This is a genomic window from Weeksella virosa DSM 16922, from assembly GCF_000189415.1.
Lineage (GTDB): Bacteria > Bacteroidota > Bacteroidia > Flavobacteriales > Weeksellaceae > Weeksella > Weeksella virosa.
This window is the reverse complement of the sequence record NC_015144.1, coordinates 2259949-2272954: the sequence shown is the minus strand read 5'-3', so window position 1 is coordinate 2272954 and position 13006 is coordinate 2259949. Positions and strand designations below refer to the sequence as shown.

The following is a 13006-nucleotide window of genomic DNA, read 5'->3' as shown; positions in this document are numbered from 1 at the left end:
TATTGATAATGAAGGGGTTGGTTTTTCATCATCTTTCGGAGCAAATATGTGGACAATTTTTTGATAAAAAAAATAGAGTCCAACTTGATAAAACAAAAAATATTTGGTATATAAAAAACAACAAAAACACCTTCTTATAGCCTCTAACTTCCTGTTGATAAGGCTTAACAAAAATAAGCAAAATATTTTACATTTACTTGACTGCTATTCTATATTGAATAATGCTTATAATTGATTGATAGACAAGTTTTAGAATGATTATTAAGCCTTTGTAAGGTTTTTGTAAAAATAATGTAAAGTAATGATTTGTAATTTGTAATGCGATTTAAGTGAAGTAAAGCTTTATGAAATGTTAAAATTTTTAACTTGTCATTATTACATAAATGAAAGTATTATTTATTCAAAAAAAATAATTTCATACCTTGCGCAAGAAAATAAACGATTATCATGAACTTGCTAAAAGAAAAAATAGATCAAACCATTGAAAACATACCCGACTTTCCGAGTGAAGGTATTCAGTACAAGGATATTTCTCCTTTGTTTTTAGATCCTGTTTTGTCGCGTGAAATTATTCAAGGGTTTACCGAAAAAGCCAAAGGAAAAGTAGATTTGGTTTGTGGTATAGAAAGCCGTGGTTTTTTATATGGTGTGCAAATTGCGCATGAGTTGAATATTCCTTTTGTAATGATACGTAAAGCAGGCAAATTACCTCCGCCTATTGTGGCACAAACCTATGAGCTAGAATACGGGTCAGCAACTATAGAACTAAAAGAGAATGTTATTCAACCCGGGATGCGAGTGATGATCCATGATGATGTTTTGGCAACAGGCGGGACCGCAGAAGCTGCAGCATGGTTGGTAGAAAAATGTGGAGGCGTAGTTACTCAATTTTCTTTTATCGCAGCATTGAATTATTTAGAAGGAGAGAAAAAACTAAAATCGTTTACAGAAGATATTGTTTGTCTTACATCGTATTGATTTTTTGTAATACAAATAATAACAGGTAGGGATATAAAAAAGTCTGAAATAATTCAGGCTTTTTTAGTTTTTCTTAGGTTATAGTAACCACAACAATGAACCAAAATCGTATACGCAAATATCTCTGAAAAAAATAACACAGAATTAGATTAAGTTTTTCTGATTAGATTGCATAAGTGATTACTAAGAATAGTCCTGACTTATTTATAAAAAGTCTTTGTTTAGAATACCTATCCACTACAATTGATAGCGCAATGAATTGATTTAATATAATGTACTATATGAGGTATATATCTTCTAAATAAAAAATTGTTAAAAACTGTATCATTCTAAAATTTACTGTATTTTAGGGAAGTGAATTTTGTTGTATATACATTCTATTGTTATGAAAAAATATATCCTAGGTATTTGCGTTTTAGTAAGTTGTGGTTTACAGGCTCAGAAAAAAGTAGGTGAATTGTTTCCTATTCAGTTAATAGAAAAATACAATCCACAATCCGATGCTACAATTGTGGTTCTCGCCCCATCATTGGCTTCGGATAATAGTTATGCTCCTATGTTGACCACTTCTCTTAAATATTACTTTACCGATGGTCTGGCTTTTCAGCAACAAGAAAACAAACCTAAAATAGAGGTTATTTATGTTGTAAATGCCCTTGCTCCCAACACTTCTCAACCTAGAAACTCTTGGGAAGCACCCTTTGTACAAGATAATAGAATGTACGACCCGACAGGGATGGTTTATCGAGCTTTGGGGGTGGATGTATTTCAGATGAAAACTTCCCATTTCGGTCAGCAATTAAGTTTATCATCACAGGAAGAAACACCAAGCTCTATAGTATACTTACTCGATAAAAACTATAAAATTTTGGCTATAGACAAAGATTACCGAGCACAAGGAGAGCACTTAAAACCCTTAGAAGATAAAATAAAAATACATTTAGGATTATTAAAAAATACTCGACCATCCAAACAAACACCGTTAAAAATAGGCGAGAAAGCACCTGATTTTCTGTTGGAGGATGTAGAAGATACTTCAGGTAGAGCTAGAAATCTTTCTTCCATCACCGATAAATTTAAGGTGATAACTTTTTATCCAGCTGCTTTTAGTGGAGAGGTAGTATCAGATTTTGCCAAAGTCAATCATACGGCCGGGATGAGTTGTGCAACTCAAATCCAACTCATCGATCATCATCCAGCGATGAAAGAAGTAGAGATGTATGCAATTTCGAGTTCGACGCCGGCTTTGCTTAAGTTGTGGAAAAAAGCACTGAAAACCGATCGGATTATTTATCTCAATGATGAAGATTATTCGATAGCGCGCTTATACAATGCCTACAACCCTCTAGGATACAGTAATAGAGCTACTTATATTTTATCCAAGGACAATACGGTTTTGTATGCCAATGATAATTTTACTTTTGAAGATGAAGAGAGATTTCCATCGATTTTAGAAGAATTGATTAAAAAGCATTCATAAGATGTTGATGGGAAAAATCCATATAAAAAATGCGATGTTTATTTTTGAACATCGCATTTTTTATAGAGTATCGAAATAGATTAGTTTTTAATCAATTTCTTGGTTGTGACTTCCTTATTCGTTGTGATTTTTAGGATATAAAGACCTTTCGAAAGTGAAGAAGTATCGAATTCTGCCCGATTAGCTTTTACTTTCAATTCGGCATTCATAACCGACTTTCCGGTTACGTCAGACACTTCAATTTTGATCGAATTTCCTAAGTTTTCATCTGCAAAATAAACCATGTCTTTGGCTGGATTCGGAAACATATAAAGACTAGATAGTTTATAGTTTGTCGTGTTCATCGTTTTGCAATCCAACACCTCTGCAGGTGGCATCTCGAACGAAGAAACTCCATCAACTCGAGAGTCGGAACTACCTTGACTTGCTCCATATCCTAAACCACGGCGAGCGAAGGCTTGCCAAATTTCACATTGGTTTTCTCCATTGTAGTTAGCAATGTCAGCAGCCAAAATTGCGTCACGACCATCTACAAAACCTGGGTTACATGGTTGGTTTTTCATTCCATCCATTACCAATTGTAGAGAAATATTATTTCCTTTATCACCGTTGTAAATGTCTGGCGAGAAACCATACTTGTCTATCAATTTCCATGTCATATCCCAAAGCATTGTTGCCCAAACGTAACCAGTTCTATGTGGCGATTCGTTTGAGGAGTCTCCATAAGTTTTTAGATTATCGTACGTTGCAGGGTTTACGCTCATGTCTGTGCTATAAGCTGTAGGTCGGATTCCTCTTCCCGTTGTAGGCTGATCAGTTACATATGTCCCAATTCCACGGGCATCCGTACCTTTGTCTTCTGGTTGCATCGTGAGGATATATCCAAAGAAATCACTCCATCCTTCACCCATTTGTTCCTTGTTGCGTAAACAAGCACTCGTGGTAAGTGGGCCAGTTAAACGAGTAGAGATTCCGTGTCCGTACTCGTGTGCGATAACGCCATTATCCAAGGAACCATCATAATAAGGGGTGTCGCTAGCGTTTAGGCTTCCTGTTACTGTTATGTTTGAGTTTAATTTTGATTTGATTTTATCACCTAGCTCTTTTGTTATCATCACCGAAGGAATCGTTATAGAGCTATCTGTTCCGCCCATTGCGATAGGGACACCATTATCATTGTTTACGACGATAACACCTTTTGCACCTGCGTCTTGTGCATTTTTCACCTTCGTTACAAAATTACAATTTCCACGAGTAATGATGGCAATGTTGTTGTTGATTTCAGCTGCATTGGTTGGTGTGCTACAGCCTTCGTTCGTTCCGTCGGTGGTTTTTACTAAGATAAAATTAGCATTGATCTGATCATCTATTTTATTGCCAAACTGAGCTTCTTTTGCAGTGTAATCACCAGCAATATCAGAAGGTGAGAAAATGCTTACCAAATTTTCTGTATAATTTGTTGGTGGATTCCAAAGATACATAGCCATGCGAGCAATATACCCGTCGGGTAAGGTTGCGAAGGTTGCGTTATTCAGAACTCCTTCATTAAAACGTGTCTGTGCAAGAGCAATTACCTCATCATTTCCGGTTCCTCCATTACCAAAATTAGATTTCTGGAAATTTCCACTTTTTTCATCAAAACCATAATTGTACATAATGTCGTGCATCATGTTGTTCGTGTAGAAAAGATTTACTGTAGCGGCTTCTTTAGATTTGAAAGGATGTTTCCCGAACTGATAATCGTAGCTGAAATCATAATCTCCATTTTTACTGTAAACTTTTCCATCCAAGGTTACAGAGGCACCTGAATAGGTGTTGTATCCAGTAGAGTTGTGGTCGTATGCAGCACGAACATTGTTGCCGTAGGTAGCATCTTCTTCTTTATTGCCGTATTTATGCCAACCTTCCGGTGAAGCAGTAACATTGGCAACGGTAGAAAAGTTTACGGTTTGTGCATTCCCATGTGAAGGTGACTCGTAGGGTAAAGGAAAAACTTTATATTGTGGGTTGTTTTCTGACGTAGAAAAAGCTTCTTTTAACCAGTCGAATGACGGACGTTTTTCGGCAATTCTTGTTGTGTTTTGATGAAAGTCTGGATGAAAATCACACGACAAAGTAGAGTTGTGTAAATCTAATATTTCTCCAGAATGCGCATCGAGCAAAGCTATGTACACATCATTTTCGTTAACCGTTTTTACAGCAACCATAAACTCTTTTACTAAATGATATTGGTTTTTCTGATCTAAGAAATAATACAATTTTACTTCATGTTGATCAACTGGAAAAACGCCAGTTTCTGTACTCTTTTTTGTATTCTCTTTTACGGAAACTCCGAAATGAGAAGCTAACTTGTCTAATAATACAACATCGGTTAGAGAGCTTTTTTGTGCAGGAAAAGGTTTGTTCAGCTGGGTATCTACCATACCTGCAAAATGTATCACTTGGTTGTTTTGTACCAAGAAATTTCCGTACGCATTGTAAATTGGGATTCCGTTATGTTCATATTGTATATATACACGTTCGGTAGAATTTTTTTCATTCGGAATAGTTTCTACAACTTGATATTGAATAGAGCTACTTGCTTGGGATAATTGATTTTGATGCAAATATTGATCAATTAAGTTTCGATGATCTTGTGCTAAAGAGATTTGGCTCATCAATACGATTGTAGACAGTAGTAGAAATTTTTTCTTCATTTTAAATATGTGTTAATTTTTTAGCGCTAAAAATAAACTTTTTAACCTTGAGAAAAAAACTTTTTCTGTCGATTTTTTCATTAAGTTGATAATTTTATTTGGCTTTATTTAGGGAAAATGTGAATTATTTAGAATTGTATTTAGAATTGTATTTAGAATTTTTTATCCAAACGTATGGAAGTCGTATATAAAAAAAGAAAGATTTTTCTGCAATATATTCTCATATCAAGTGGATGTAATGGTAAATAAATATTATTTTTTACGAAATTGTTTTTTAATACTAATTTCAAGTATAGAATTTACTCCGCTTGATGATAATAAAGTTTATTAACCAAATTAACTACTATACAGCAGTAGAAGTAGTACTTTCTTTATAATTAATTATAAAAAATGTAATTAGTTTATTATCAAACTGATGATTATATTTAATTAAATTAAAAAAAAATAAGTGTATTTCTGTAATAATATAGAACTATGGGAATAGCAGAAGTTTTGAAAAAGCGAAAAGAAGAGTTAGCGATAAAGAATACAGCAGAAGGAAATGCTTTTGAGCACAATTTTCAGAAGATCTTAGTGTGAAAAAAGAAGAAAATGGATTGCTGGTAAAAGTTGATAAAATGGGTACAGGTGTAATCCCAAATGCAACGAGCAAAGTGTTGTGTCATTACCACGGAACTACAATTCATGGTGAGGTTTTCGATAGTTCGGTCAATAGAAATAAACCTGCTTCTTTCTCGCTCGATAAAGTAATCAAAGGTTGGAGACAAGCCCTGACACAGATGCTAGTCGGGAGTAAATGGACGCTTGTTTTGCCCCCAGCGTTGGCGTACGGAAATCAAGAACTCAATCAATATATTGGCCCGCAATCTACCTTGGTTTTTCAGGTAGAATTAATTGCGATACTCGATGAATAATATTTTGAGTGAAATGAAATCTAAAAATTCCGAAGGTTTTCCACAATCGCTTAAAAAATTCCTAACGAATATTCCTGAACAAAATCCTTTAGAATTAAATAACCTACCAGCGAATTGCCGTGCTCATCTAGAGAAGGGTTGTATACTGCAATTCCTATTTTGTTGGGAACCGTAGCAATAATTCCGCCACCAACCCCCGATTTACTTGGCAAAGCAATCGTGCGAGCATATTCGCCGCTAAACTCGTACATACCAGCCGTGAGCATTTGTGCTTGTATCAATTGCATGAGTTCTTTGTTGTAGTGTGTTTTATCTCCGTCGTATCTCGTTCCTTGATTGGCAATGAAATAAGCTATTTTTGATAAATCTTCCACATCAATTTCTATCGAACATTGACGGAAATAATTGTTCAGTACTTCTTCTTCTTTTTCGATCATACCATAATTTTTCATTAAATAAAACATACCACGATTTCGGTATCCAGTAGCTTTTTCAGATTCGTAAATAGTCGGATTAATATCTATTTTCGGATTATTGGTAATGTATCGAATTCTAGCCAATATTTTCTGATAAGGTTCGTCTGCGTCTCCTGCTATCAGAGAGGTTGTGTAGATGGCCCCTGCATTCATCATCGGATTGAGTGGACGACCGTTGTGGTCTAAATTGGCAAAATAGTTGAAAGGATGATGGGTCCCATAATAGCCCATTTGTGTAAAAACCTTTTCTTCGCCATTTTCTTCTACTGCCAACATCAAAGCAATTAATTTAGAAATACTTTGGATTGTAAATTTCTGTTTATTATCACCAACACTCCATGTTTCACCGTTTTCGTTTGTGATAGAAAATGCAACAGCTTTTGGGTTGGCTTTGCCTAATTCTGGAATATAATCTGCTACTTTGCCTTGCGTAAAAGCGAGTTTATGTTTATTGACTAAATGCAGCATTACTTTTTTATCGATTATTTTGTTCTGTCCGCAAACAATCGTCGATGGTGTAGACAGAATATAAAAGATAGCAATACTGAGAAAAGATATCGTTTTATACATTTCGAAATAGAATTATAGTTTTGGATGGAAACAAATCCAATTAAGAAACCAAAGATAAGGATTCGAGTTTGGATCTCTACTAGGACCAATAAAAAAAGCACGAAGAAAGACTTCGTGCTGTTGATATGAATGGTTTTTATTATAAAAAAATTATTTTCCTAAAACCCAAGCAAAAACCAATGGAGCAACGATAGTCGCATCCGACTCAATGATGAATTTTGGCGTATCTACATCTAGTTTCCCCCATGTAATTTTTTCATTTGGCACGGCTCCGGAATATGAGCCGTATGAGGTAGTAGAATCAGAGATTTGGCAGAAATAAGACCAGAAAGGCACATCTGTCCATTCTAGATCTTGGTACATCATCGGGACAACACATATCGGAAAATCTCCAGAAATACCCCCTCCAATTTGGAAGAATCCTACACCTTTCCCGTCAGAGTTTGCCCGATACCATTCGGTTAAGTACACCATGTATTCGATACCAGATTTCACTGTAGAAGCTTTCAGATTTCCTTTGATAACATTCGAAGCAAAAATATTTCCAGTGGTAGAATCTTCCCAACCAGGACATACAATTGGTAAGTTTTTCTCTGCTGCAGCAACAATCCAAGAGTCCTTAGGGTCGATTTCATAATACTGCTCTAAAACTCCAGAATTTACTACTTGGTATAGGAATTCGTGTGGTAAATAACGCTCTCCTTTTTCTTCCGCTGCATGCCAAACATCTTCCAAGTGTTTTTGTAAACGACGGAACGCTTCTTCTTCTGGGATACAGGTGTCAGTTACACGATTGAAGTGTGAGTCTAATAATTCACGCTCTTGCTCTGGTGTAAGATCACGATAATTCGGGATTCTTTTGTAGTGTGAGTGTGCAACCAAATTCATAACATCTTCTTCTAAGTTGGCACCAGTACAAGAGATAATATGTACTTTATCTTGACGAATCATTTCGGCCAAAGAAATACCTAGTTCTGCAGTAGACATCGCTCCACCTAATGAAATTAGCATTTTGCCACCTTCTAATAAATGTTGTTCATACCCTTTTGCAGCATCCATCAGGGCAGCTGCATTAAAGTGTCTATAGTTATGTTCTATAAACTGACTGATTGGTCCTTTTGTCATTTTTAGTTTTTTTTTAATAAAAATTTTATTCTTCGATTAATCGGTAACCTAATTTTTTTAGTACGCTTTGGTAGTCTTGTTCTTGATAGAAAACCTCTACCTGATAGTTTTCATCGATCAAAATATATTTTGGCTGAGGGATCAGGCAATGATGCACTCCATCAAAACCCGAAATGTTGTCTTGATACGCACCCGTGTTGAAGAAGCCAATGTACAGAGGTTTTGCCGAGTCGTATTTGGGTAAATAAATCGCGTTTACGTGTTGTTCTGAGTTGTAATAATCGTCCGAATCACAAGTTAATCCTCCTAACAAAACGCGTTCATACGTATCATACCAGCGGTTGAGTGGTAGCATCACAAAACGTTTAGAGATTGCCCAAGCGTCTGGTAGGGTAGTCATGAAAGAAGAATCAATCATGTCCCAATATTCTTTGTCGTTTTGTTTCTTTTGGTACAATACTTTATAAATCATTCCGCCACTTTCTCCAACTGTGAAGCTGCCAAATTCGGTAAATATATTTGGGACAGGGATTCCTTCTTCGTCACAGAATTTCTTGATCTGACCCAAAATTTCTTCGGCCATATAAGCATAGTCATATTCGAAGGTTAGAGAGTTTTTAATAGGAAAACCTCCTCCGATATTTAGGCTATCAAGTTCTGGGCAAACTTTTTTCAGGTTTACATAGACACGTAAACATTTCACCAACTCGTTCCAGTAATAAGAGTTGTCTTTGATACCGGTGTTGATAAAGAAATGAAGCATTTTTACTTTGATGCGTTCATTGGGTTTCACCATATTGTTGTAAAAAGGCACAATATCTTTATAGCCAATCCCTAGTCGAGATGTATAAAACTCAAACTTAGGTTCTTCTTCAGAGGCAATTCGGATCCCAATTTCAAAATCTCCTTCTATGGCATCCGAAAAAAGTTCAACTTCCTCATAGTTGTCGATAACTGTTATGGTTTTTCGGTGTCCATTATTGATTAGTCGAGCAATGTTTTCTACATATTCTTCTCGCTTGAATCCGTTACAAATCACGTACTGATCGTGGTTCATCAGCCCTTCATTCAGGAGGCTTTCTACGATATTGATGTCGTATGCAGACGAAGTTTCGATATGGATATCATTTTTTAGTGCTTCTTTTATAATATGACGAAAGTGCGAACTTTTGGTGCAATAACAATAGTTATAGGTTCCTTGATAGTTTAATTTTTTGCGCGCATCATTGAACCATGATTTAGCTCGCTGGATGTTTTGCGAAATTTTGGGCAAATAAGTAAACTTTAGTGGAGTGCCATGTTCCTCTATCAATTTCATTAAATCAATACCATTGAAATGTAGATTTTCTCCTACCAAATCAAATTCTTCCTGCGGAAAATCAAAAGATTGTGTAATGAGATCGATGTATTTTGTTTTCATTTTTTTTGTTGTTAAAAGTTATAAAGATGTAATTACGAATAGTTTTTGATTTTTAGATGCTTATTCTTTAAACCCTCAATGCATAAAATACACCATTGTACATATAACCAGATTGTTTTATCAATTTAAAAAATGTGTTTTTAGGTTACTAATCTTTTATTATAAAAATGTTTGTTTTCCATTAAACAATGCTATGCAAATATACACGAATTATCCAAGTCTTATGTAGATTCTAGATGTGTTTAAGTTTTTCTTAATAAATTATTTTTATTAATTTGTAATCTCTGAAAAATCAAATCTTTGGCAGGATGTTTATAAATTTATCAATTCGATAAGAAGTCAGTCGTTGATTTGTTGTATTTTTGAAGTCGTTTTCAGAATAAATTATGGGGAAAATAATTGCTATTGCTAACCAAAAAGGAGGAGTAGGGAAAACCACAACAGCCGTAAATTTAGCTGCTTCTCTTGGGGTATTAGAAAAGAAAGTATTGTTAATAGATGCCGATCCACAGGCCAACGCAACTTCTGCTTTGGGTATAGATCCTGAAACTGTAGAGCGAGGTACTTATGAGGTGTTAGAGAATCAAGTTTTGGCCTCGGAAGTTATTCTACAAACCGAAACACCCAATTTAGACCTTATTCCGGCTCATGTAGATTTGGTGGCAGCAGAAATAGAAATCGTCGACTACGAAGAACGTGAATACATGTTGCGCAATGCATTGCAAGAAATCAAAAATCGATACGATTATATTATTATCGATTGTGCACCATCATTGGGCCTAATCACGCTCAATGCACTTACGGCTGCCGACTCGGTAATTGTACCAATCCAATGTGAATATTTTGCGTTAGAAGGTTTAGGGAAGCTACTCAATACCATAAAAGGAGTTCAACAGTATCACAACAAAGAATTGGATATCGAAGGATTATTGCTCACGATGTATGATTCTCGTTTGCGTTTATCAAACCAAGTGGTAGATGAGGTCAACAATCATTTTCCACAAATGGTTTTCAAGACGATAATTCAACGAAATGTGCGTTTATCAGAAGCACCAAGTTTTGGTGAGACAATTATTCAGTACGATGCAGATAGTAAAGGTGCAGAAAATTATTTAAATTTAGCCCGTGAGTTTTTAATCAATAATAACGACACAGAGTAATCATGGCAAAACCAAATAAAAACAACCGTTTAGGTCGCGGTCTTTCGGCCTTGTTGAAGGATGAACCGAATGTGAATTCGGCATCGGATGAAGGAGCTAAAAATTTGGTGGGGAATATTTTAGAAATCGATCTCGATAAAATCGTTGCAAACCCTTGGCAACCAAGAACCAAATTCGATAAACAGTCGATGGAAGACTTGGTTACATCAATCGAATCGTTGGGGGTTATTCAGCCCATTACGGTACGTAAAACTATACAAGGAACGTATGAATTGATTTCGGGCGAAAGACGTTTTAGAGCCTCGCAATTGGCTGGTAAAGATACCATCCCAGCATATGTACGCTTGGCCAATGACCAAGAAATGCTCGAGATGGCTTTGGTAGAAAATATCCAACGCCAAGATTTAGATGCTATAGAAATCGCCTTATCGTATAGACAGTTGATAGAAGACGTCCAACTGACACAAGAAGAATTGAGTAAGCGAGTAGGGAAAGATCGAAGTTCTATCACCAATTATTTACGTTTACTAAAATTAGATCCGATAATCCAAACCGGAATTCGAGATGGAATGATCTCTATGGGGCACGGACGTGCATTGATTGCTGTTGAGAATCTCGATCAACAATTCGCCATATACGAGCGGATTATTAAAGATAACTTGTCGGTACGTGAAACCGAAAACCTCATCAAATCTTTGAAAGAGGACAAACAAAAAGTCAATAAAACCGTTGCAGAATTACCAGCGCAATATCAAGTAGCTTTGGATTCGATTGGAGAATCTCTCAAAACCAAAGTAGAAATTAAAAGAGCAAAAAATGGAAAAGGGAAGATAATCCTAAACTTCACTTCAGATGAAGATTTCGAACGTTTACGTAAGTTTTTAGAAGATGCAAAATAAAGTACTCTTACTTCTTTTTTTGTGTGGGAGTTATATGGTCAATGCACAGGTAGAGATAAGCGATAGCTTGCAAATGAACAACGTGCAAACCGATAGTGTCCCTATTCGGCAAGATACTCTTGGTGCAAAAAGCCCGATGAGAGCTTCATTGTATTCAGCTGTAGTACCTGGTTTGGGACAGATTTATAACGAAAAATGGTGGAAAGCACCAATCGTTTGGGGTCTTTTAGGAGCAGGCGTTGGTTTCACCTTATATTATAATAAACAATACAAAGATTTCAGAGGCTATTACACTGCCAAACTCGATGGTCGTATACACGACATACCAACAGGATATGACCGTTTGACAGCCGAACAATTGGGCGTGATCCAAGATGAGAAAAAAAGATATCGAGATTATGCGATTGCAGTTACTACGCTTGTATACATCCTCAATGTGGTAGACGCATCGGTAGATGCTCATCTTTTTGGTATAAAAAGTGATCCAGATTTGGCGATTAAGCCAACCATAATTTACGATCAAAATAGGATGCAAGCTCAATATGGATTTGCATTAAATTTTAAATTTTAATTCAATATAATCATGAAAGTTGCCCTAGTCGGATACGGAAAAATGGGAAAAGCAATCGAAGAGATTTTGGTAGAACGCGGCCATGAAGTGGTAGCAAGAATCAATCACCTTCCAACCAAAGAAGATATAAACAATGCCGAGATAGCTATCGAATTTACACAACCCAATGCAGCTGTAAATAATATAAAAGCTTTAATTGAGTTGGGGTTGCCAACTGTTTCTGGAACAACAGGTTGGAGTGATAGCAAGAATGAGATTGATAGTTTTGTGAAAGAAAAAAATGGCGCATTGGTAACCGCTTCTAATTTTAGCTTAGGAGTTAATCTTTTTTTTGAGCTCAGTAAACGCTTCGCAGAGTTGATGCGTCCTTATAAAAACGACTATCAGATAGAAATAGAAGAAGTTCATCATACCCAAAAATTAGATGCCCCAAGCGGTACAGCGATTACCTTGGCAGAACATCTTTTGGCTTATTCTGATTATGAAAATTGGTCTATGACCGAAAAATCTCCTACTACCATTCCTGTCCGTGCGTTGAGAGTAGATGAAGTCCCAGGAACACACAGTGTTACCTACACTTCGGCAATCGATAGCCTGCAATTAACTCATACAGCGCACAGCAGAAAAGGTTTTGCTTTAGGAGCGGTCATTGCAGCCGAATGGTTGAGTGGAAAAAAAGGCGTTTTTGGAATGAAAGACGTTTTAGGAATATAAACA

11 protein-coding genes are annotated in these 13006 nt (G+C 36.0%); 7 read left to right on the top strand and 4 right to left on the bottom strand.

The annotated features are described in order from the left end of the window. Nucleotides 1-447: 447 nt before the first annotated feature. Together WEEVI_RS10800 and WEEVI_RS10795 are read left to right on the top strand one after the other, a co-directional pair. On the top strand, nucleotides 448-978 hold the full coding sequence (locus WEEVI_RS10800; protein ID WP_013599166.1) for an adenine phosphoribosyltransferase: 531 nt from the start codon (nucleotides 448-450) through the stop codon (nucleotides 976-978). 385 nt (nucleotides 979-1363) lie between these two features. Then, a complete protein-coding gene (locus tag WEEVI_RS10795; protein WP_013599165.1) occupies nucleotides 1364-2458 on the top strand; it encodes a redoxin domain-containing protein in 1095 nt (364 codons plus the stop codon). Between the two features lie 80 nt (nucleotides 2459-2538). On the opposite strand, the gene WEEVI_RS11045 is transcribed toward WEEVI_RS10795, so the two are convergent. Continuing rightward, nucleotides 2539-5154 carry a T9SS-dependent M36 family metallopeptidase gene (locus tag WEEVI_RS11045; RefSeq protein WP_013599164.1) on the bottom strand — a complete coding sequence of 872 codons (2616 nt, stop codon included), beginning with the start codon at nucleotides 5152-5154 and terminating at the stop codon, nucleotides 2539-2541. A gap of 575 nt (nucleotides 5155-5729) precedes the next feature. Here WEEVI_RS11045 and WEEVI_RS10785 point away from each other — a divergent pair. Beyond that, nucleotides 5730-6068 carry an FKBP-type peptidyl-prolyl cis-trans isomerase gene (locus WEEVI_RS10785; protein ID WP_052295782.1) on the top strand — a complete coding sequence of 113 codons (339 nt, stop codon included), beginning with the start codon at nucleotides 5730-5732 and terminating at the stop codon, nucleotides 6066-6068. Nucleotides 6069-6118: 50 nt separating this feature from the next. Here the strand turns inward: WEEVI_RS10785 and glsA are convergent, their stop codons facing one another. The 3 genes from glsA to WEEVI_RS10770 all read right to left on the bottom strand — a co-directional run bounded on the left by glsA (nucleotide 6119) and on the right by WEEVI_RS10770 (nucleotide 9659). After that, complete coding sequence (gene glsA, locus WEEVI_RS10780) at nucleotides 6119-7114, bottom strand: glutaminase A (protein WP_013599163.1); 996 nt, start codon at nucleotides 7112-7114, stop codon at nucleotides 6119-6121. A gap of 150 nt (nucleotides 7115-7264) precedes the next feature. After that, a complete protein-coding gene (locus tag WEEVI_RS10775; RefSeq protein ID WP_013599162.1) occupies nucleotides 7265-8239 on the bottom strand; it encodes a deoxyhypusine synthase family protein in 975 nt (324 codons plus the stop codon). A gap of 25 nt (nucleotides 8240-8264) precedes the next feature. Beyond that, entirely contained in the window at nucleotides 8265-9659 is a 1395-nt protein-coding gene (locus tag WEEVI_RS10770) for a type III PLP-dependent enzyme domain-containing protein (RefSeq protein ID WP_013599161.1), read from the bottom strand. A gap of 386 nt (nucleotides 9660-10045) precedes the next feature. On the opposite strand from WEEVI_RS10770, the gene WEEVI_RS10765 reads away from it, so the two are divergent. Genes WEEVI_RS10765 through dapB form a run of 4 tightly spaced genes read left to right on the top strand, consistent with a single transcriptional unit; the run spans nucleotide 10046 to nucleotide 13003 of the window. Continuing rightward, nucleotides 10046-10819 (top strand): ParA family protein, encoded by a 774-nt coding sequence (locus WEEVI_RS10765; RefSeq protein ID WP_013599160.1) that lies wholly within the window; start codon nucleotides 10046-10048, stop codon nucleotides 10817-10819. A 2-nt stretch (nucleotides 10820-10821) separates the two neighbouring features. After that, nucleotides 10822-11718, top strand: coding sequence for a ParB/RepB/Spo0J family partition protein (locus WEEVI_RS10760; RefSeq protein ID WP_013599159.1), 897 nt, complete (start codon nucleotides 10822-10824; stop codon nucleotides 11716-11718). After that, the gene (locus tag WEEVI_RS10755) at nucleotides 11708-12289 is read left to right on the top strand and encodes a DUF5683 domain-containing protein (RefSeq protein WP_013599158.1); all 582 of its coding nucleotides are present in this window, start codon (nucleotides 11708-11710) and stop codon (nucleotides 12287-12289) included. Before WEEVI_RS10760 ends, WEEVI_RS10755 begins: the two co-directional genes overlap by 11 nt. A gap of 12 nt (nucleotides 12290-12301) precedes the next feature. Further along, on the top strand, nucleotides 12302-13003 hold the full coding sequence (dapB, locus tag WEEVI_RS10750) for a 4-hydroxy-tetrahydrodipicolinate reductase (protein WP_013599157.1): 702 nt from the start codon (nucleotides 12302-12304) through the stop codon (nucleotides 13001-13003). Nucleotides 13004-13006: the final 3 nt, after the last annotated feature.